Source organism: Pseudoalteromonas sp. C8 (assembly GCF_011378685.1).
Classification (GTDB): domain Bacteria; phylum Pseudomonadota; class Gammaproteobacteria; order Enterobacterales; family Alteromonadaceae; genus Pseudoalteromonas; species Pseudoalteromonas arctica.
The window spans coordinates 127,266-150,060 of sequence record NZ_WTKT01000003.1 but is presented as its reverse complement, the minus strand read 5'-3'; the positions used below and the strand labels follow the sequence as shown (position 1 = coordinate 150,060).

The 22,795-nt window shown below is 39.0% G+C and carries 17 protein-coding genes; 15 read left to right on the top strand and 2 right to left on the bottom strand.

The window, feature by feature from the left end; genetic code table 11:
* The first annotated feature begins 4 nt into the window (after positions 1-4).
* The 10 genes from GQR39_RS04360 to GQR39_RS04315 all read left to right on the top strand — a co-directional run bounded on the left by GQR39_RS04360 (position 5) and on the right by GQR39_RS04315 (position 10,553).
* A complete protein-coding gene (locus tag GQR39_RS04360) occupies positions 5-1,198 on the top strand; it encodes an alginate export family protein (protein WP_165734897.1) in 1,194 nt (397 codons plus the stop codon).
* A 227-nt stretch (positions 1,199-1,425) separates the two neighbouring features.
* Positions 1,426-2,949 (top strand): FAD-dependent oxidoreductase, encoded by a 1,524-nt coding sequence (locus GQR39_RS04355; protein WP_165734896.1) that lies wholly within the window; start codon positions 1,426-1,428, stop codon positions 2,947-2,949.
* Between the two features lie 26 nt (positions 2,950-2,975).
* Positions 2,976-5,669: a nitrate reductase gene (locus GQR39_RS04350; RefSeq protein ID WP_165734895.1), complete on the top strand. Its 2,694-nt coding sequence runs from the start codon at positions 2,976-2,978 to the stop codon at positions 5,667-5,669.
* Positions 5,670-5,685: 16 nt separating this feature from the next.
* Entirely contained in the window at positions 5,686-6,657 is a 972-nt protein-coding gene (gene moaA / locus GQR39_RS04345; RefSeq protein WP_024590923.1) for a GTP 3',8-cyclase MoaA, read from the top strand.
* A 1-nt stretch (position 6,658) separates the two neighbouring features.
* On the top strand, positions 6,659-7,339 hold the full coding sequence (locus tag GQR39_RS04340) for a molybdenum cofactor guanylyltransferase (protein ID WP_024590924.1): 681 nt from the start codon (positions 6,659-6,661) through the stop codon (positions 7,337-7,339).
* Positions 7,336-7,875 carry a molybdenum cofactor biosynthesis protein B gene (gene moaB, locus GQR39_RS04335; protein WP_007585240.1) on the top strand — a complete coding sequence of 180 codons (540 nt, stop codon included), beginning with the start codon at positions 7,336-7,338 and terminating at the stop codon, positions 7,873-7,875. Before GQR39_RS04340 ends, moaB begins: the two co-directional genes overlap by 4 nt.
* A gap of 1 nt (position 7,876) precedes the next feature.
* Positions 7,877-8,347, top strand: a complete 471-nt coding sequence (gene moaC / locus GQR39_RS04330) for a cyclic pyranopterin monophosphate synthase MoaC (RefSeq protein WP_007585237.1) — start codon at positions 7,877-7,879, stop codon at positions 8,345-8,347.
* Complete coding sequence (locus tag GQR39_RS04325) at positions 8,325-8,624, top strand: MoaD/ThiS family protein (protein ID WP_007585236.1); 300 nt, start codon at positions 8,325-8,327, stop codon at positions 8,622-8,624. The genes moaC and GQR39_RS04325 overlap by 23 nt, the downstream gene beginning before the upstream one ends.
* A complete protein-coding gene (gene moaE, locus GQR39_RS04320; protein WP_165734894.1) occupies positions 8,624-9,082 on the top strand; it encodes a molybdopterin synthase catalytic subunit MoaE in 459 nt (152 codons plus the stop codon). Before GQR39_RS04325 ends, moaE begins: the two co-directional genes overlap by 1 nt.
* A gap of 151 nt (positions 9,083-9,233) precedes the next feature.
* Positions 9,234-10,553 carry a hypothetical protein gene (locus GQR39_RS04315; protein WP_165734893.1) on the top strand — a complete coding sequence of 440 codons (1,320 nt, stop codon included), beginning with the start codon at positions 9,234-9,236 and terminating at the stop codon, positions 10,551-10,553.
* Positions 10,554-10,696: 143 nt separating this feature from the next.
* Here the strand turns inward: GQR39_RS04315 and GQR39_RS04310 are convergent, their stop codons facing one another.
* Both GQR39_RS04310 and GQR39_RS04305 read right to left on the bottom strand, forming a co-directional pair.
* On the bottom strand, positions 10,697-11,866 hold the full coding sequence (locus tag GQR39_RS04310; protein ID WP_024593779.1) for a putative zinc-binding metallopeptidase: 1,170 nt from the start codon (positions 11,864-11,866) through the stop codon (positions 10,697-10,699).
* Between the two features lie 69 nt (positions 11,867-11,935).
* Positions 11,936-12,709 carry an SHOCT domain-containing protein gene (locus tag GQR39_RS04305; protein WP_165734892.1) on the bottom strand — a complete coding sequence of 258 codons (774 nt, stop codon included), beginning with the start codon at positions 12,707-12,709 and terminating at the stop codon, positions 11,936-11,938.
* A 757-nt stretch (positions 12,710-13,466) separates the two neighbouring features.
* Between GQR39_RS04305 and GQR39_RS04300 the strand changes: the two genes are divergently transcribed.
* From GQR39_RS04300 to GQR39_RS04280, 5 genes are all read left to right on the top strand, one after another.
* Complete coding sequence (locus GQR39_RS04300) at positions 13,467-16,778, top strand: transglutaminase family protein (protein ID WP_024611322.1); 3,312 nt, start codon at positions 13,467-13,469, stop codon at positions 16,776-16,778.
* 112 nt (positions 16,779-16,890) lie between these two features.
* On the top strand, positions 16,891-19,410 hold the full coding sequence (locus tag GQR39_RS04295) for a circularly permuted type 2 ATP-grasp protein (RefSeq protein ID WP_165734891.1): 2,520 nt from the start codon (positions 16,891-16,893) through the stop codon (positions 19,408-19,410).
* Entirely contained in the window at positions 19,407-20,285 is an 879-nt protein-coding gene (locus GQR39_RS04290; protein WP_024590933.1) for a transglutaminase family protein, read from the top strand. The genes GQR39_RS04295 and GQR39_RS04290 overlap by 4 nt, the downstream gene beginning before the upstream one ends.
* Before the next feature lie 46 nt (positions 20,286-20,331).
* Positions 20,332-21,786, top strand: coding sequence for a circularly permuted type 2 ATP-grasp protein (locus GQR39_RS04285; protein WP_007585223.1), 1,455 nt, complete (start codon positions 20,332-20,334; stop codon positions 21,784-21,786).
* Position 21,787: 1 nt separating this feature from the next.
* On the top strand, positions 21,788-22,720 hold the full coding sequence (locus tag GQR39_RS04280; RefSeq protein ID WP_007585221.1) for an alpha-E domain-containing protein: 933 nt from the start codon (positions 21,788-21,790) through the stop codon (positions 22,718-22,720).
* The last annotated feature ends 75 nt before the right edge of the window (positions 22,721-22,795 follow it).

Sequence of the window (22,795 nt, the reverse complement as noted above, 5' to 3'; positions counted from 1 at the left end):
CAAAATGCTTAACTATAAGAACAACTTACCTATTATTTTTATACTGGGTTGCTTCACTGCGCCTTCAATAAGCCAAGCTTCGCAAACTGCTCTTGATTTTAGACTGCGTTTTGAAAGCGTTGATCAAGACAATGTTTTAAAAGATGCAAGTGGCTTGACACTTAGAACCCGCTTAACGCATCAAACAGATGAGGTGAATGGTTTTTCAGCCCTTATTGAAGTAGAAGACATTCGCAGCCTATTGGGCGTAGATGATTACAACAATACGGTGGGGAAAAATACTAATTACTCTGTTATTGCAGACCCAGAAAACACTGAGATTGACCAAGGCTTTGTTAAATATGTACGCGATGGTTTATCGCTAAAAGTAGGGCGCCAAATAATAGCACTTGATGGGCAGCGTTTTGTTGGGCACGTAGGTTGGCGCCAAGACAGACAAACCTTTGATGCAGCAACCGTTAATTACGCATTTAATAACATAGATTTACAGTACAGTTATTTAAATAAGCGTAACCGCATATTTGCTGACGATAAAGACATTAAATCGTCCGATCATCTAATTAATGCAAGCTTTAAAACAGACTTCGGCAAAGTGGTTTTATACAGTTACTTATTAAGTGACGATGCACTACAAGACGACAGTTTAGACACTTATGGCGTTTCTTTTAACGGTAATAAAACCCTAAACGACATAAAGTTTTATTACAAAGCGGAGTATGCAACGCAGTCTGCCTCAACAAGCGTGAGTGATTTTGATGCCGATTACTATGCACTTGAAGGCGCTGTTGATTTAAATGGTTTGGGCAATAAGACAGTAACATTAAAAGTCGGCATAGAGTCACTTGGCTCTGACAATGGCGATTACGGGTTTGCAACACCACTTGCCACGTTACATAAATTTAATGGTTGGGCAGATACGTTTTTAAATACACCCGCACAAGGCTTGGACGACACTTACATAAGTTTAAATGGTAAAGCGTTTGACGGAAAATGGCTGGTGGCTTATCACAGTTTTGATGCTAATGAGCAATCAAATGGGGTTGACGATTTGGGTACTGAACTAAACGTACAATACGTTAAACCTATTAATAAACAATACGCAGTGGGTGTTAAATATGCTGATTACTCAGCGGGCGATACTGCAGCTAATAAAGTCGATACTCAAAAATTGTGGGTATGGATGAGCGCTAAATTTTAACCCTCACTATCTTCTAATATCCTCTTGTAATTTATAGCGACACAAGATGGTGCAATTGCACCATCTTGTGGGGCTTTATGCTTTTTACTTCTGCACCAATGTAGGCAACTTGCTGATTTTAAATGCTTATATATTTGGCTTACATATTGCTATAACAATCCTATAACAAATCATTCGATTTCAATTTTAGTCAATTACTAAAGTAGATATCATTTTAAGGTGAGTAAATGCTAAGCAAGCAGCGTGTTGTAGTGGTAGGAAACGGAATGGTGGGGCACCATTTTGTGCAGCAGCTGGTTTCTCAAAATCAGGCTGATGAGCAATTTGAAATTACCGTATTGAGCGGTGAAGACCGTTTAGCGTATGACCGCGTGCAACTATCCTCTTTTTTTAAAGGCAAAACCGCAGACGACCTCGCACTTACATGCAATAAAACCTATGACGATTGGCAAGTACGCTTTCATACTCATTCTAAAGTGGTTGACATAAATCGTGATGCGCAAACTGTAACAACCGCTAAAGGGGAGTTGTTTGAATACGACAAGCTTGTGCTTGCTACAGGTTCATTCCCATTTGTACCGCCTATACCGGGTAAAGATCGTGAGCATTGCCTTGTTTATCGCACCATTAACGATTTACACGCAATAAAAAACTCAGCCCACGGCAGCAAAGTAGGCGTGGTAATTGGTGGCGGTTTACTGGGTCTTGAGGCTGCAAACGCATTAAAGCAATTGGGTTTAGAGACCCACGTAATAGAATTTGCACCGCAACTTATGGGTGTACAAGTTGATGCGGGGGGCGGTCGGTTACTAAAAAACAAAATTACAGATTTGGGCGTTACTGTACATACGTCAGTGGCGACTGAGGAAATAGTAGAAGGTGAAAGTTGCCGTTACAAAATGTGTTTTAAAGGCGGCAAAACCCTTGAAACCGACATGATTGTATTTTCGGCGGGTATTCGCCCTTATGATAATTTAGCCCGCGAGTTTAATTTAGAGTTAGGCGAGCGCGGCGGTATTGTAATTAATAACCACTGTCAAACGAGCGACAAAAACATATACGCAATTGGTGAATGTGCACTATGGAATAATTTTATTTTTGGCTTAGTGGCACCCGGTTACGCCATGGCTAAAATTGCAGTTGGGCATATTTTACAACAGACCCAGCAAGGTACTTTGCAAAGTACTGGCTTAGACAATAAAGCCGATGAATTTAGCGGTGCCGATATGAGCACCAAGCTTAAATTAATGGGTGTTGAAGTGGGCTCTATTGGCGATGCGCATGCACGCAGCGAAGGCGCAATAAGCTATTATTTTGAAGACCAAGCCAATGGCATTTATAAAAAAGTAGTCACTAATTCACAAAGTAATAAGCTGATTGGCGCGGTACTTGTTGGCGATACCAGCGATTACGATAATTTACTGCAATATCATTTAAACGACATTGAACTTACCACCGCTCCCGAAGCGCTCATTATGCCCCTTGCTGGCGACATAGCAGAGCTAAGCGCCGACGACTTGCCTGATGACGCTATTATTTGCGCTTGTCATAAAGTAACTAAACACACCATTGAACAAACAGTCGCTAAAGGCTGCATAGATTTGGCAAGTGTGCAGCAAAGCACCAAAGCCAGTACAGGCTGTGGAGGTTGTGAAAAACTCGTTCAAAACGTAATAAGCAGCGCACTCGCTAAAGCAAGTAACACTATTAACGTAGTTACCCTTAATGAGCCTGTAAAACAGCCCGCATAAATTAAAGCACACTAAAAGAGAGCAGTATGGCAACCGCAAACACGTCACCAACTATAAATAAAACGAGTTTAAAACAAACAACATGTGCTTACTGTGGTGTAGGGTGTGGTGTTGATATTTCACTTTTTAATAATGTGCCAACCAAGCTTGAAGGCATGCGAGAGCATCCCGCAAACTTTGGTCGTTTATGTGTAAAAGGCACCCATTTGCTCGACACCACAGGCAGTGATAACCGCTTAACGTCACCCCTTATTAATAATCAAGCTGTTACGTGGGATGAAGCAACCGACCACGTTGCCAATAAATTTAACGACATAATACAAAAGCACGGACCCGATGCTGTGGCTTTTTATGTATCAGGGCAGTTACTTACTGAAGATTACTACATCGCGAATAAATTAATGAAAGGCTACATAGGCTCAGGCAATATTGATACAAATTCGCGCCTGTGTATGTCATCTGCTGTGGCAGGTTATAAACGCGCTTTTGGTGAAGACGTAGTGCCGTGCACCTACGAGGATTTAGAGCAAACTGAGCTGCTTATTTTAATTGGCTCTAATGCAGCATGGACTCACCCGGTTTTGTATCAGCGAATGGAACGTGCAAAGCAGCTTAACCCAAATATGAAAGTGGTGGTTATTGATCCGCGTAAAACTGATACCGCTGAGCTTGCCGACACATTTTTAAATATAAAACCAGGCAGTGACGCCGCGCTTTATAACGGCTTACTTAATTATTTAAATGAGTATAACCACCTCGACACGCAATTTATTGCTCAGCACACAAACGGCTTTGAAAGCGCACTGCAAGAGGCACAAAAGTGGAGCTGTGAGGCAGTTAGCGACTTTTGCGATATAGCAATTGAGCAAGTAACTGAGTTTTATGCGCTATTTGCTAAAAGCCCAAGTGCGATTAGCTTTTATTCAATGGGTATAAATCAGTCAAGCTCGGGTGTAGATAAATGCAACGCCATTATTAATGCACATTTAGCCTCAGGTAAATTACTTAAGCCAGGCAGTGGTCCGTTTTCAATTACTGGGCAACCCAATGCGATGGGCGGGCGCGAAGTAGGTGGTTTGGCTAATCAGTTAGCGGCGCATTTAGATATTGAAAACGAAGCGCATCAATCACTTGTGCAACGTTTTTGGCTCTCGCCAACTATTGCTAAAAAAGCAGGCAGCAATGCCATCGATATGTTTGATGAAATAGCCGCAGGTAAAATAAAAGCAGTGTGGATAATGGCAACAAACCCAATGGTGAGCTTGCCCAATAACGCCGCTATTAAAAAAGCATTAGAGACCTGCGAGCTGGTAGTTGTATCTGACTGTATTGCAAAAAGTGATACGTTAAAATTTGCCGATGTTGCTTTTCCATCAACCGGATGGGGTGAAAAAAACGGCACAGTAACTAACTCAGAGCGCAGAATATCAAGGCAACGCCCGTTAGTAGCGCCTTATTCGGGAGCTAAAAACGATTGGCAAATTATGTGCGATGTTGCTAAAAAAATGGGCTTTGAAGGGTTTGATTTTACAGACCCAAGTGGCATTTTTGAAGAATGGGCGCAATTAACCGACTTTGAAAATAACGGCAGCCGATTATTAAACCTCTCTGGTTTAGTTGGGCTCACACAAAATCAGTATGATAATTTAAAACCCATTATGTGGCCTGTTGTTAAAAACGAGCCTTATAAAAATGGTCAGGTTTTTACAGATAACCAATTTAGCACCGCTGATAAAAAAGCGCGTTTTATACCCATAACGCCGAAATTACCTGTGCAAAAAACATCAAGTGATTACCCGTTTGTAATGAACTCGGGTCGTATACGAGACCAATGGCATACTATGAGCCGCACGGGTAAAAGCACTGCGCTTTCATCGCATATTACACGCCCGTATATTGAAATTAATCCGCTTGATGCCAGTAAATTAGCAATTAAACAAAACGATTTAATTAGTGCGATTGCCCAAACAGGGCAGGTTACCGCGCATGCAAAAGTAACCGATGGCGTGCGAAAAGGCGAATGCTTTATGCCTATTCATTGGAACAAGCAATTTGCATCATCAGCTACAGTAAGTGGGTTGTATCAATCGGTAGTTGACCCTCTATCTGGTCAGGCTGAGTGCAAACACGGCGCTGTTGATATAGTTAAAGCACCGTATGCGCAATATATGCAGCTGTTTGCTAAAAACGAACTTGTTATAAACAGTGATTTTTGGCTAAAGGTTAATGCAAGTAATTGCTTTAATTATCAGTTGGCGCTTAATGAACCACAAAGTGATTTACTGTATTACTGCCAAACCTTAACCGGTTTACAAGGGCAGTGGTCGGCTATGAATACGGCAAAAGCTATGCATGTGCAGTGTATTGAAAACAATCAATTAGCGTTTGTTGCTGTTATTTCTAATGAGCAAAAAGAAATATCACTTGAGTGGATAAACCATTTATTTGCAGAGCCACTCCTAACGTTTACACAGTTACAGTCTTTGCTTTATGCAACCCCCGATGAAGAATTTACCCAAGGCATGCAAGTGTGTAGCTGCTTTAAAGTAAGAGAGCAGCCAATTATAAACGCCATTAAAAACGGTGCAAACACAGTAGAGCAATTGGGGTCTGAACTTAAATGTGGAACGAACTGTGGTTCGTGTAAAACACAATTAAGCCAATTAATAAAACAACATTACTCCCTTAAAAACAGCATTGATGTTGCGGTTGTAATGTAAAGAAAAAAGGAAGCATATGCTTAATGATCAATTTGGTCGGCAGTTTAACTATTTGCGCCTCTCAATAACCGACGTATGTAATTTTAGTTGCAGTTATTGTTTACCAAACGGGTATCAGTGCGATACGCCGCGTAATTTTTTAAATAAAAACGAAATTAGCACGCTTGTAAATGCGTTTGCAGAACTAGGTACTAAAAAAGTGCGTATTACAGGTGGCGAACCATGCTTACGAAACGACGTAACCGATATTATAAAGCTCTGTAAAAATACGCCAGGCATAGAAAAAGTAGCTATTACTACCAACGGGTTTAATTTATTAAATAAAATTGATGAATTTGCAGAAGCAGGGCTTGATGCGCTTAATGTCAGCATTGATAGTTTAAATCCGAGTATGTTTAAACTCATAACAGGGCACGACAAACTTACCCTTATTTTAAAAGGGATTGAGCGCGCGGTAGAGCTGGGCATAAAAGACATAAAAATAAATGCAGTGCTTGCCAAGCAGTTTAATAAAAACCAATTGAAGGATTTTTTAGCGTGGGTAAAACACCACAAAGTTACGGTTCGCTTTATAGAATTAATGGAAACAGGTGACGGCGCAACCTTTTTTGAAGAAAACCACTTAAGTGGGCAAACGGTTAAAGCCCAATTACTCGACCAAGGTTGGTTACAAGTAGTTAGGGGGAAACTAAACGGACCCGCTGAGGAATTTTGTCATCCTGATTACGATGGTCGTATTGGTTTAATAATGCCGTACAGTAAAGATTTTTGTAAAAGCTGTAATCGCTTAAGGGTGTCGGCGCTGGGTAAATTACACTTATGCTTGTTTGCCGAGCAAGGTATAGATTTACGCGAACTACTAAACGAGGACGATACTGCAGCGACCGTAAAGGCAATTCGAGCCGCTATGGGCAATAAAGAAATAAGCCATGAGCTAGATAAACGCTTAACAGGTGCGACAACTCACTTAGCTATGTTGGGCGGCTAATATGGAAGTAAAAGCTAATCGAGATTTTACAGGTGTTGTGCTTGCTGGTGGTAAGTCATCAAGAATGGGCACAGACAAAGCCGATTTAGTTTTAAAAAATAAAACGCTATTGCACAATGCGTGTGATTTATTAAAAGACGCAGGCGCTAAAAACATACTGATAAGCCGCAACGTTACAAATCCAATCAAATCATTGAACCATTATTCACCGAGCGATTATCCTTCAGAAAAGTACGTTAAAGATATATACCCAAACAGTGGGCCCCTTGGCGGAATTTACTCAACATTAATAGCCACTGAGCACGATTTACTTATTACTGCGGTAGATATGCCACTGCTTACGAGTAGTTTGTTAAGCACAATAGTGCTGGCTTCTCAGACAAATAACGTACAAAGTGTGAGCAATCAATTAAATCAGTCACAAATACATGCTTGGCACTTTGAAAATGAACCGCTACCGCTGTATATTCGTAATACAAGCAGTGTAAAAAATCATTTAAAACACATACTCACAAACGCAAACAGTCATAAATCAATAAAACAGTTTACCCAAAGCATTGGTGTGCAAACGCTTTTATGTAATAAAGCGCATGCATTAATAAACACCAATACACCGGCGCAATTTAAAGCTGTAAATGAGCATTTTGACCTAAGCATTAACCAATTGAGAAGAACATTATGAGCCACACAAGCGATACACAAATACCTTTAAACATTGCCGTACTTACAGTAAGCGACACGCGCGATGCGATTACCGATACTTCTGGTCATTACTTAATTAAAGCGCTAACTGAGGCGGGTCATCACTTAGCGGATAAAGAAATTGTAAAAGATGATGTGTACCAAATGCGCGCTATTGCATCGCAGTGGATAGCCGACGACACCATTCACGCTATTTTAGTGACTGGTGGTACAGGATTTACCGAACGTGATTCAACACCTGAGGCATTTGCGCCGCTGTTTGATAAAAGCGTAGACGGCTTTGGTGAGCTATTTAGACATATATCGTACGGTGAAATTGGTAACTCAACTATTCAATCTCGTGCACTTGCGGGACTTGCTAACAACACCGTTATTTTTTGTATGCCAGGCTCTACAGGCGCATGTAAAACAGCGTGGACAGGCATTATAAAAGATCAACTTAACTCAATGCATAAACCGTGTAACTTTGTACCGCATATTACCATTGGTAAAAAGTGTGAATCGCGTGAGCAATAGTATGTTAAGCCACGTTGACGAAAACGGCCAAGCTAATATGGTTGATGTATCGCTCAAAGACGTAACCCTGCGCGATGCCTCAGCTGAAGCATTTATTAGCATGAGCAAGCTTGCCTTTGAACAAGTAATGCTTAATCAAAACAAAAAGGGTGATGTGTTAGGCGTGGCACGTATTGCGGGTATTCAAGGCGCTAAAAAGTGCGCCGATTTAATTCCGCTTTGTCATCCGCTTGCACTTACTAAAGTAGCTGTTGATTTTGAACTTGATGAAGCAAACAGCCAAATTAAAATAACCAGCTACTGCAAACTTGCCGGTAAAACTGGCGTAGAAATGGAAGCGTTAACAGCGGTATCTGTGGCTAGCCTTACTTTGTTTGATATGTGTAAAGCAGCCGACCCACTAATGGAAATTAGCGGCATGCGCGTTACTCAAAAAGCTGGGGGCAAAAATGGCAGTTGGCAGCGAGATTAATCCAAACGATGCTATATCTAGCGCCCAAAAAGTAGAGTTATTGTTTTTTGGGCAACTAAAAGAGCGGTTAAAGTGCAGTAAATTAAGCCTTGAGATTACGCAGCCGCTTACTATTTCAGAGCTTAAATTAAGATTAGTTAGCCAATACCCGCATTGGCAACCGTGGCTGGAGGAGCGTGAGCTACTTGCAGCGCTTAACCAAACTATGTCATCAAGCGACGAAATAGTGAAAGCAGGGGATGAGCTTGCCTTTTTCCCGCCGGTTACAGGTGGTTAATGAGCATACATATTCAAGTACAAACCGATGATTTTAATGTAGGTAACGAGCACAATACGCTTTGTAGTAATAATAAAAGCGATGGTGCTGTTGTCACCTTTACAGGTTTGGTAAGAGAGTTCAGCAGTGGCGATAACGTTATTGCACTTGAGCTTGAACACTACCCTGGTATGACCGAGCAACTTCTTCAATCTATTGCAGAGCAAGCACAAACTCGCTGGCAACTGGCGAGAATATGCATTATTCATCGCGTTGGTTACTTAGCACTTGGCGAGCAAATTGTATTTGTAGGCGTGACCAGCCGCCATCGCCAAGCCGCGTTCGAAGGCGCACAATTTATAATGGATTATTTAAAAAACCACGCCACGTTTTGGAAAAAAGAGCACTTTAAAGACTCATCAAATTGGGTTGAGTTTAAACAAAGTGACAAACAAGCGCTGGGCAAGTGGGAAGAGTGATACAGATATTTAATTATTTACGTTCAGTAAAGGCTTTATAGCTCGATAATAAATAACTTATGTAACTCTCAGTTTGCGTGCGAAGTCTGCGTTTTTCGTGTTATAAATCAGCAATATTAGATTGTTAGCTCGACCCAAGTCTGGAAGACATATGCGCACATCAAAAATGTTATATTTTACAATATTATTACTTGTTCTACTTTCAGCTTTTCTTGCTGTATGGGTATATGATTTAAAAGAAGGTAAAGATTTACTAAGCTTTACCATATCAACAGTAAGCTTTTGTATAGCCGTATTAGCTTTATTTATTACTGTTAGAACATATACATCAATTGATAGTGTAAATAATATTAGCAAAATGGAAGGTAACATTTTAGATAATGAAAATTACGTAACCTCACTTCCAGAGTTGATTAACCAGTTTAAGTCCCAAGATGAAAATACACTAGAGAAAGAAATTTTTGACTCTATTGAGCATAAACTAAAAAAAGAGTCAGAAACCGCCGTTCTTTTTGCCGATACCCTGCAATATATAATTGACCTAATTGTTTTATTTCCAGCTGTTTTTAATGCATCAGAAACTAACAAAGTGCTTTATAAAAAGCGTATGGATACAATTTTGTCAGAAGTTGATAGGCGCTGTGAAATATTGCACTCGGTGAGTAAAGGTAATTCAATTCAAATAACGGAAACGATAAAGCTATTTAAAGCTGTTGTGTCTTACCAAAGTTTTGTAGCTGATGATAATTTTAATATTCATGCAGACTTACTTCATGTGAGAGGTCCAATTCTTCGTAATCCAGTTACAAAAACCATTTACCACAATTACCTAGGTTTGTATTACAACAAAAAAGGCATGCATTTATTACGAGAGTCGCTAAATATGAACTCTGTAGATATTTTGTCGATTGATGGTTTAGAGCTGGCTCAAAAAAACATTAATACCATAGAGCCATCAATACTTGAAGAAGTAAGTATGTATCTTAAATCTGCCGCTGAGCAGTTCGATAAAGCACTTAAAGTATCTAGCGAAGATGTTATGTGGCCTGGTTTTATTAATTACAATAAAGCACGTACGGTATACTTTTTATCTTTACTATCAAATACAAAGCTTAATTGGTTAGATATTCTCGACGAAGCAATAGAGTCTCGCAGCAGGTTAAATCGACTAATTGACGAAATTTTAATGATAGACAGATCAAAAGCAGCCAATATTGTTAGCACACATTTAAGAGAATTTTTTCTATATCAAGAAGAGTTAGCACGTACAGTAAAATTGAATATTTTACTGTCGAATAATCTAACCAAACAAAATAATGCACCTATTATATATAAAGGGATTAATATCTCTGATATATCAAACGAAAAACTAACTGACTTATTTGTTTCAATACAAAATTTTTCTACAGTTAGTATTTACCAAGAAAAAATCATAAGTCGACTTAAGAATAACCTCGCTGTGACATACTAACAAAGCTTCAGCGAGAAAGTAGGGGATATACTATTTTTACGGCTTTTTTCTCATCATAAAAAAGCCACCTACCTATGCATGAAAAGTCATAGCAAGAATAAATGGCTCTTTATTAAAATGTTTTTTGGACTGAGCTTATTTTATTACACTTTTCCAATGCTCACATCAGGCATTAAATTGAGCCTGTTATGGATAGCATGATGGATGAAAGATAACTTAGTTCGCACCGCTTGAGTAAGTACAAATGGGTAGGCATCGGCAAGTCCCATGCTGCGATTTAGTGAATTTAGAATGATCGAAAATTCCATCCAAGTATCTAAAATAGCATCAATCGATGTTTGTGAATTAAAGTAATAAGCACTTTGTGGCAATCGAAGCTCGTCTGCTTCATCTAATTCAAACTCATTACCCGTTGTTGAGCCTGTAATTGAAAAGTTTTTGGCTGTTTCTAAAGTATCGATAATATGCATGTAATGCGCCCATGTTTCTGCCCAGTCTTCATAAGGGTGCATAGTAGCGTATTCACTAATAAAGGTTTCATGCCAGTTAGCTGGCGCACCTTGCTTGTAATGAGTATCGAGCGCTTGCTGGTAATCTAATTCGTCATCACCAAAATATTGCTTACATAAAGTATGTTTTTTTGGTGAATTTGCGATTAGTTGATCAAAATAATAATGACCAAGTTCATGGCGAAAATGACCAAGTAAAGTACGGTAACGCTCGCCCATTGCTATTTTAGCTTGAGAGCGTGCTACATCGTCTGCTTCAGCTAGGTTTATAGTGATATGCCCGCAATCGTGTCCTGTAAATACAACGTCTTGACCTATAATAGGGCTTACAAAGTGATCGCTTACGTTACGGTCTGCTATAAAATCGAAGCTTAATCCGCTTTCAGGTTCTTGAATCGTTGTATTTAAAGGGAGTGATAATGATTTTAATGTATACAAAGCGCGACGTTTTGCTGTCTCCATTTTTTTCCATAATGGAATATGTTCAACAATACTTAAATCGGGCACCGTTTCATTAAAGCGGCACGAAAAACACAGCACTTCGTCTTTATCGGCAACAGGTATAAATGTGTCTAAATTAACCATACCATTGCATACGTGATACTGAGCGTTGTTATCACATTTTTTATAAAAAACTTCAGGCGCTTCTGCTTTGTAAAATAACCCCGATTGCTCATCAATTTCATAGGGTTCAACTTGGTCGAACTCATCATCAATACCCACGGTTCTACCGCAAGCCAAACAATGGCTGCTTTCAAAAAATAAAATAAGTTGATCTGTGCAATTACATTTAAATGTTTTCATATGTTACCGAATAAAAAAGAGACCGTATAAACCACTTTTACTTAGCGCTATGCTATTGGAGGATAGTGGTTAAATCCTTTTTAAAAGTTCAGACTTTTTAATATTAAATTCATCATCACTCAACGCATTAGAGTCGCGAAGTTGTGCTAACTTTTCAATAATTTGAAGTGTTTCGTCTACCGAGTATTGCCCCACAGTATTATTAGCCGGTGCTTCAACTTGGTTTGGTGTTAACGGTACAAAATTTGGTTTGACTACTTGCTGCGTAAAGTCTTTTTGTGGTTCTGGAGGTGTTGGCGTTTGCCCGGAAATTAATGGCAGGGTATTTACATTAATTGTCCCCCACTGACTGTTAAATGTAAGAGAGGTATTATTGCCTTGCTGTTGGCTTACACCACCAATATTATGATCTAACGTGTCGTACACGCTCACTTGTCCATTTAATTCAACGGCTAAGCGATTAGGGAATATAGCGTAGCGAATATTATTTTGCGCACCACTGCTAAATGGGCTGCCTAGATTACCTGGCCACCACTGATTGCTGCCAGGCGATCCTGCAGGAATAACCGGAAATATTTGGTTATTGCTCAATATATTAGCAAGTTCGTTGCACAAGTTATCAACGGTTGATTTTAAGCCGTTGTTAAACATGTCGCCAACCATTGTCATTCCGCCGCGCATCCATTGACCAGAACCACCAAGTTCTGGGCAATTAAACTGTGCCATGGAGCAACCGCCGTTATTAACGCTAACTAACATGTGAATTACTGCATCGTGACTGAGGTTATAACGAGATGCTATACCATTAACTAAGTTTTCACCGACATCTGTTAGCTTTTGCATAAGAAAATATCCTATTAGGTAGATTGGGTTGATTTAAAAAATCTGAAAATACGCCAGGGCTGCATTACCTTTAGCATTGATGATAATGAAAAATTAACAGGTTAGTGAGGTGTGCTGGTTTTTCAAATTGGACGTGTTCTGTTTTGTTTGAAATTAAAACACACCACTGCAAAACTAATCTTTAAAACAAGCATCTTTGTATTAAAAGTTACTTGTTTTATCTCATCGATATTGTTAGTTTTGCTGTAACGTAAGCGGTTAAAAATCGATCTAGTATAGCACCGTTACTTACTTTAACAGCAGCTTTATTGTGAACTATTTCTTACTATTTAATGATTATTTTTAATGATTTTTAAACTCTAAATAAATACTTTTAATTATACCCGTTTAGCGTTATAAATAACGGAGTAAGTATTTTGAAAAATTAATTTTATTTGTTTTATTTCAATATTTTAAATTAATTAGCTTTAATTGTAAGTCATTTTAAAGCACTGTTTTGGTGCATTTTCTGCACCATTAAAAATCTAAAATTGATGGTTTAAATTACACTAAGTTTACTATTTATTGAATTGGTGTGTTTTTCCTATTAATTAGGTCAAAACCTTTATGCATAACGTTGCTTTGTGCAAGAGCCGCGAGTGGATGAACAGTACTACTTAAGCAAGTCTTCTGGTATAAAAATTGCAAAGGTGAATTAGTCCAAATAATATTTTCAGCGTTATATTGTGGCCATACATTATTAAAGGGGAATTAATAGATGACAATTACAGTTGGGATTTCGCACCATACTCAGTATAAATACGATCGGTCAGTTAATATGGGGCCGCATATATTCCGATTACGTCCAGCGCCACATAGCCGTACAAAAATTAAAAGTTATTCTTTAAAAATAGTTCCAGAAGATCATTATATAAATTGGCAACAAGACCCTTTTGGTAATTACCAAGCGAGGGTGGTGTTTAACAAGCCAACTACCGAATTTAGTTTTACAGTTGATTTGGTCGCCGAACTAACGGTTATTAATCCTTTTGATTTCTTTTTAGAAGATTACGCCGAAAACTTCCCGTTTGTTTACGATGCTATTTCAAAGTCAGAACTCACTCCTTATTTAAAAAAACGCAAAGCCAGTCCAAAATTTAAAGAATTAATTGAATCTTTAAACCCTAAAGAGCCGCTCAGAAGCGTTGATTTTTTAGTGGCTGTTAATCAAGCTATTTATGAATTAGTAGGTTATGGCATTCGGCTAGAACCAGGTGTGCAAACGGCAAACGAAACAATAAGTAAAAAAACAGGTTCGTGTCGTGATTCTGCTTGGTTGTTAGTACAACTGTTTCGTCATTTAGGGTTGGCATCTCGATTTGTATCGGGCTATCTAGTACAGCTAACGTCTGATCAAAAATCACTAGATGGTCCAAGCGGTCCTGAAGAAGACTTTACCGATTTGCATGCATGGACCGAGGTGTATATTCCGGGTGCAGGTTGGATAGGGCTTGATCCTACCTCGGGTTTATTTGCTGGTGAAGGTCATATTCCATTGGCGTGTACGCCAGAGCCAAGCTCGGCAGCGCCGGTAACCGGCGGTATAGACGACTGTAAATCTGAGTTTAGCTTTTATAATAAAGTAACGCGTGTACACGAAGACCCACGTGTTACTAAGCCTTATTCTGAGGCGCAGTGGGCGGCAATTAACCGCTTAGGTCAGCACGTTGACAATGTTTACAATGAAGAAAACATACATTTAACTATGGGTGGCGAACCTACGTTTATTTCTATTGACGATATGGAACATCCTCAGTGGAATACTGATGCCGATGGTAAAGAAAAAAGAATATTAGCTCAAAATTTATTTGTAGAAATGAATAAAGTATACACAAAAGGTGGCTTTACTCATTACGGACAAGGTAAATGGTATCCGGGTGAGCCATTACCACGTTGGCAATACGCATGTTATTGGCGCAAAGATGGTGAGCCTTTATGGCAAGATGCTGCACTATTAGCCGATCCTAATAAAGATTATAAATTTGATCATACCGATACTAAAAAGTTTGCTGATAAACTGTGTGACTCACTTGGTCTTGAAACCAAGGCACTTACTACGGCTTATGAAGATATTTTATATCACATGTGGCAAGAAGCCTCATTACCTACCGAAATAAAGCCAGATCAACCAGAACTTCTCCATGCAATGAGCCGAAAAGGCTTTTTAGCCAAAATGGATAAAGGCATAGAAAAGCCTGTTGGCTATGTTCTACCTTTAAAATGGAACGATAGTAAAAACTGTTGGCAGTCGTGTACGTGGGAGTTTAAACGGGGTCATTGTTTTTTATTACCGGGTGAATCACCACTTGGTTATCGCCTACCTTTAGACAGCCTTGAGTGGAGCGGCAATATTATTGACCGCGACCCGTTTGATATTCCAGAAAATTTTACCAAAGCTAAAAAGCTTAAAAAGGGCTTTATTGGTAAAGAAATGGTTAAAACTGCGCTTGTAATGGAAGTGAGAGAGGGGCGTTTATATATATTTATGCCACCAACAAGTCATTTTGAACATTACATGGGTTTAATAAGTAGTATAGAGAGTGTGGCTAAAGAACTTAAAATGCCGCTTGTTATTGAAGGCTATAGCCCACCTAAAGATAGCCGCGTAGAAAAATACGCTGTAACGCCAGATCCAGGTGTTATTGAAGTAAACATTCATCCTTCAACATCGTGGGATCAATTAGTCAGTCGAACTACAACGTTATACGGTTTAGCAAAAGAATGCCGATTAGGTACTGATAAGTTTATGGCAGATGGTCGCCATACTGGTACTGGTGGTGGTAACCACGTAACGCTTGGTGGCGAAACACCTGAGCAAAGCCCATTTTTACGCAGACCTGATATTTTAAGAAGTTTTATTACCTATTGGCAGCATCATCCTGGTTTGTCGTATTTATTTTCGGGGCTTTTTATTGGTCCTACAAGCCAAGCGCCGCGAGTGGATGAAGCCCGTGATGAAGTTTTATACGAGCTAGAAATTGCCTTTTCGCATATGCCCGAAGGTGAGGTGCCTGAACCTTGGTTAGTTGATAGGTTACTGCGTAATTTATTAGTGGATTTAACGGGTAATACACACAGAGCAGAATTTTGTATAGATAAGCTCTATTCACCCGACTCAGCCACAGGTCGTTTAGGGATTGTAGAATTTAGAGGCTTTGAAATGCCTCCACATTCACAAATGAGCTTAGTGCAAATGCTACTGTTGCGTACTTTACTTGCTTGGTTTTGGAAAAAACCTTACCACAAGCCATTAATACGTTGGGGTACAGAGTTACACGACAAGTTTTTATTACCACAATATGTAGAAAACGATTTAGCTGAAGTAAGCCGCGATTTACAACAAGCAGGTTTTCAATTTCAGTTAAGTTGGTTAAATCCATTTTTTGAATTTAGGTTTCCGGTATGTGGAACGCGAGAACTTGATAACGTTACACTTGAGCTTAGAACCGCAATCGAGCCTTGGCATGTACTAGGCGAAGAGGCAAGTGCGTCGGGTACGGCGCGCTATGTAGATTCGTCATTAGAAAGAGTGCAAATAAAAGTACAAGGAACAATGAGCGATCGCTATGTTGTAACGTGTAATGGTCGAAGAGTGCCGCTTAAACCGGTTAAAGGTAAAGCAAAAGATGAAATGGTCGCGGGTATACGATACCGAGCTTGGCAACCACCTACAGCGCTTCACCCAACTATTGGCGTACATGCTCCATTAGTTTTTGATTTAATCGATACGTGGGAAGGTCGTTCAGTTGGAGGCTTTGTATATCATGTGAGCCATGCTGGGGGTCGTAATCCTGAAACGCTACCGGTTAATGCATTTGAAGCCGAAGGGCGCAGGGTTGCAAGATTTTGGGAGCATGGGCATACACCATCGTTACTTGCATCAGCAGAACCAAGCTGGAGCCCATCGGCGGTTACGCATAGTTTTCAATCGGCGCAAAGCGCAAGTGAATACGTGGTACCTGATGAAGAAAGTAGTAATCCTGATTATCCAAATACCTTGGATTTACGCAGGCAGCCTAACTTTAAATAATAATTGATAGTTGTGTCATTCCACTTTGAAATTATTTAAAGTGGAATGACTAAATATTTTTAAAGCATCATTATGAACACGGCTATTTACTATAAATTGGAGCGCTTTCAGCTTGTATATTAACAATAACGCGATGCCGGAATTGCCTGAGTGGTTGTCTTTATACCTTGATAAATCACATGGACATGATGAACTAGCAAACCACAGTGGTTTAAACCCAGACCATTGGGATACTTTATTTAAGCGTTTAGCTAGCCTAACAGCAGATGATGTTAGTAGCCGCGCTACAGAAATTAGCCAATTGCTACAAAATGGCAATATTAAAAATGAAAGCAATAAGCAGTGGCACTTCGACCCGTTGCCATTTATGTTATCTAAAGCCGATTGGGCATTGCTCGAAGAGGGAATAAAACAAAGAACCCTTTTATTAAATAAAATTCAGCAAGATATTTACGGTGACCAAACATTATTAGTTGATGGTCATATTCCTGCAAAGCAGCTTTTTCAAGACCCTAATTACTTACGCGAAGGTTTTAGCTTACCTAGTAACGAATTAACACTTTTTTTTACTGCATTAGATGTTTACCGCACGCCAACAGGCGAATTTAAAGTATTAAGCGATCATTGTCAGTGCCCGCTGGGCTTAGGGCTATTAATTAAAAGCCGTATTATTGCAAGGCGTGTAATGGCTGAAGAATTTGCCGAATGTAATGTTCAGCAAATTAAAGAATTTTTAAATTTATTCCAAGAGGGTATTAACGAATATACCCATTATATGGATGACCCACGAATTGTAATTCTTACCCAAGGAATTGATGACCCTAACTACAACGAGCATGCATTCCTATCTACCTATTTTGGCTATACATTAGTACAAAGCGCCGACTTAACCGTACGTGGTGGTGACGTTTGTTTAAAATCGTTACAAGGCTTGGGTAAAATTAATGTCATTTTACGCTGGGTTTCTGATCGTTGTATTGACTCTTTAGAGCAAACTGAATATTCACTTCATGGTATTCCGGGCTTATTACAATCTGTACGACAAGGGTCGGTTAAGGTTTTAAACCCGTTTGGTAGTGGTGTGCTCTCGTCATCTTCAATAAAATGCAACTTAGAAAAGTTATCGCAGCAAATTTTAAAACAACCGCTGTTGTTAGGTGAGCCAAATTACTTAAGTGTAAAAGAAGCGCAAGCCATTGATTGGAATAACCTCGAACTACTATCTGCTATAGACCCTACACTTAAGTTAGATGGAGTGTTAGACGAGCAAGAAATAAAGCTACTTATTAGCAAAGAACCCGATAATTACTTTTTCCAAGAAAAGCCTTCTTTTAGCAGTGCACCATTTTGGCATGACGGGCAATTAATCTCCAAGCCAGTGGTGTTTAGGTGTTATGCATTAACCACAGAAAATGGCGTAGAAGTACTTCCTTCAGCACTGTGTTTTTCGAACGAAAAAAGTAACAACCCGAGAATATCTGGTTGGATCAAAGATACATGGATAAATACAGCCGATAGAGTTGATTTAGGCGAGCATAATCCACCGGTGCCAATTAGAAAAAGAATGGATGTAACGCTACTTGAAGGGGTTATTTCGAGCCGTACGGCTGAGCACCTTTTTTGGTTGGGTCGATACTTAGAACGCTGCGAAAACACCATACGTATATTGCGCATTTTTATAGACAAGTACACCGAATTTTCTGTTTACCCAGATTCAATACGAAAAAGTATAGTTGCACGGCTTTCTAATGCCATTAGGTCGCAATATATTGTTTATCCCTATATAGAACCTGATTTAAAACTAGATGGCATTGATGTAAATCTGTCTAAAGAAACCGCCTTTCAACTCCTTGCAGACGAGCAATGCGCTGGCAGTATTATTAATACATTAAAGTACATTGCAAATGCGTCGGTGCAAATTCAAGAATTACTATCTCATGATAGTCGCCGAATAATTGATGATATTAATGAGCAAATTAAAGTATTTAAAAATGTAAATATTAATATTCCAACGCGTGCAATGCAAAGCAGCCTAGATAGAGTTATAGGCTCAATTATGGCTTTTAATGGCTCGATTACAGATTGTATGCCAAATAGTAACGGCTGGTTTTTACTCGAAATGGGTAGAAGAGTAGAGCGTAGCTTACAAATTACATCACTAAGTGCGGCTTTATTAACCAAAGAGTTAGACGAGCCCGAAGAGCTTGGCTTACTTGAAGCCGTGCTAAGTTGCCAAGTTAGTTTAGTTACGCATAAGCGCCGATACAGAATGTATCAAACCATTGGTACAGGGCTTGAGTTATTACTTTTAGATGCTGAATACCCACGTTCTTTATTATTTCAGTTAGAGGAAATTAATAAGTTGTGTAAGCATTTACCCACAAAACGCAGACAAGGCGTAATTGCGGCACACGAAAAAGCAATTTTACTATCTAAAACAAGTTGTTATGTAACTGAGAAAGATTACCTACAAAAAAGTGAAAATGGACAACGTAACCAGTTAATCGAATTTAACCATAATACGCGTATGAACTTAGATACATTTTGTGATGTATTATTACTACAGTATTTTTCTCATACCCAAACGGCAAATAAATTGAACTGGACTAATATTGAGCAAGCTCAATCGTGAAATATAAAATAAAGCACTCGACTACATACAACTATTCAGACTTTGTTAGTTTGTGTCAAAACCAAGCGCGATTAACGCCAAAAACGAATCGCGGGCAAATATGCCACAGTAGCCGTGTAGAAATTGAACCTACACCGACTTACTTACAAACATTTACTGATTATTTTAATAATCAGGTAACAGCGTTTGAAATAGCAATACAGCATAAAAAACTTAAAGTAACGATGATCAGCGAGGTAGAACTGTTAGTCGGCGCTAATAGCAATTTAGAGAGTGTTGATATTGCTTGGCGAAAAGTACGTGATTTATTGGTTAAACCAAATACAGCGGAATTATTAAAAACGTCTGAATTTGTACTACCTTCACAACTTATTCCAATAGATAAAGGAATTAAGGAATACGCATTAATTTCGTTTGATGCACACAAAAATATAATTTCTGCATGCAAAGATTTAATGGCACGGATTTTTCATGAATTTCATTATGATCCTGGTTTTACAACAATTAGTACGCCTTTGAGCACTGTTTTTGCACAAAAAAGGGGCGTTTGCCAAGACTTTGCACACTTTGCGCTTGCATGCTTACGCAGCGTAGGGTTAGCAGGTCGATACGTAAGTGGGTACATAGAAACCATGCCGCCAGAAGGCGAAGAAAAGCTCGAAGGTGCAGATGCAACTCATGCATGGTTTGCGGTATTTGTGCCAAACTTTGGTTGGGTTGATTTTGATCCAACAAATAATGTTTTACCACGCGATCAGCATATTACTCTAGCCGTAGGGCGAGACTTTTCTGACGTAACTCCTTTAAAAGGAGTGGTATTTGGTGGCGGTAGTCAATTGCTTGATGTAGCGGTTGATATGATTAGAATGGAATAGCAGTTTAACTACGTCATATATGATGATGGATAAGGTGAAAGAGTGTATGAAAATTGATTGGAAAGCGTACCAAACAAAAGGTTTCTTTGATGAATTAATTGATGCACAAGGAAACGTTAGATCGCATGGAACACAATTAGCACAATTTTTTGCTAATTTATCAGCAGAAGAATTAGTAAAAGCCAGAGCGGTTGCTGATTTAGCAATTAAAGAAATGGGTATTACTTTCACGGTTTACAACGAAGGTAATATGATTGATAGAGCCTGGCCGTTTGATATTATTCCTCGAACTATTGGTAAAAAAGAATGGCAAAGCGTAGAGGTTGGTTTAAAGCAACGTGTTGAAGCGCTTAACCTTTTTATAGATGATTTATACCACGACCAAAAAATAATAAAAGATGGTGTTTTTCCAAAAGGGTTACTAGAAAAATCAGTTAACTTTCGCCAGCAATGCGTGGGAATCAACCCGCCAAATAAAATATGGGCGCATATTTGTGGCTCAGATTTAGTACGCGATGGTAGCGGTACAATGTATGTGCTTGAGGATAACCTGCGTGTTCCTTCTGGTGTATCTTATATGCTTGAAAATCGCTCTGTAATGAAGCGTGTATTCCCTGAATTATTTGAGCAAGTGTCGATTTTACCTGTTGATGATTACCCTTCACAATTATTTGATATGTTAGCGGCAATGTCGCCTCGTCCACAAGATAAACCAGAAGTTGTGGTACTTACTCCTGGAGTGTTTAACTCCGCTTATTTTGAGCATTGTTACCTTGCCCAAGAAATGGGTTGCGAACTGGTAGAAGGGCGCGATTTAGTTGTTGAAAAAGATGACTGTGTATACATGAGAACAATCACAGGGCTACAACGAGTTGATGTTATTTATCGTCGTATAGATGATTTATTTTTAGACCCAGAAGCCTTTTTACCAGAATCCCAACTTGGCGTTCCCGGATTAATGCGTGCTTGGTCTAAAGGTAATGTTGCTTTGGTTAATGCACCAGGCGCAGGCGTTGCTGACGATAAAGTAGTTTACGCCTATGTACCTGAGATGATTAAGTACTACTTAGGCGAGGAAGCTAAACTTGCTAATGTCCCAACGTTCAAATGTTTAGATCCGAAAGAATGCGACCATGTGATTAAAAATATCGATAAGCTTGTTGTTAAACCAGCAAATGAATCTGGCGGATATGGATTATTAATTGGTCCTAAATCGACTAAAAAAGAACAAGAAGCGTGTATTGCTCAAATTAAAGCGGACCCACGAAATTGGGTAGCTCAACCAACATTAGATTTATCAACAGTACCAACATTTGATGGTAATAAACCAGATGGTCGACATACCGATTTAAGACCGTTTATTTTATCATCAGGTAAAGATACGCAAGTTACCACTGGTGGATTAACGCGTGTTGCTATGGTTAAAGGCTCTTTGGTGGTTAATTCATCACAAGGTGGTGGCAGTAAAGATACTTGGATTGTTGACGAAGAGGCTAAATAATATGTTATCAAGAGTAGGCGAAACTTTATATTGGGTATCTCGATACATTGAGCGCGCGGAAAATGTAGCTCGTTTAATCAACGTTAACAATTTACTGATGATGGACTTACCCAAAGGCGTATGTACTGGCTGGGAGCCATTAATTGATATTATTGGTGTGCGTAAAGCGTATTCAGAAAACCATACTGATTTTACTGAACAAAAAGCATTAAGGTATTTACTTGTTGGTAGTGATAACAGCTCGTCAATTTTAAACTCTATTACCTCGGCACGAGAAAGCGCACGTACAATCCGCGATGTAATACCTCGAGATGTATGGGAAGAAATTAACTCTCTTTATTATTATGTAAAAGATAATCAAAAAGAAGGGATAACAAAGCGCGGACGTTTTGATTATTTAAAAAAGATTATAGATTCAGCCCATCAAATATTTGGGGCGTTAGATGCCACAATTAATCATGATCAGGGCTATGTTTTTATCCGCTTTGGTTCGATTATAGAGCGCGCAGATATGACATCGCGAATTTTAGATATTCGCTCTGCTACGTTAATTACTAATGAAGAAGAAGTGAAGCCGTTTGATAATATTCAGTGGATCAGTTTATTGCGTTCGTTAAGTGCTTATCAAATGTATCGCCAAGAAATGGGCGTCAGAGTACAGCGTGCTGATGTAATAGAATTTGTGATGCACAGCAAAGTATTCCCACGATCTATTTTATTTTGTATGAATGAATTAAAAGCATTGGTTTTACCTTTGCCAAACTCAACAGAAATTATTAAATCAATTGATGATGCAATTGTTGAGTTAGAAAATAAAGACGTACGAGTACTTAAAAATGGTCTGTTGCATGACTTTATCGATGAAATACAAATAGACTTAGCTGGAATACATAACGGACTGGCCGAAACGTATTTTTTAAAACAAGCAGAATAATAAAAACTGTATATTTTAAAATGACTGCTTAGCTTTAAGCGGTCATTTTTTTGCTTAAATTTATTTATAATAATT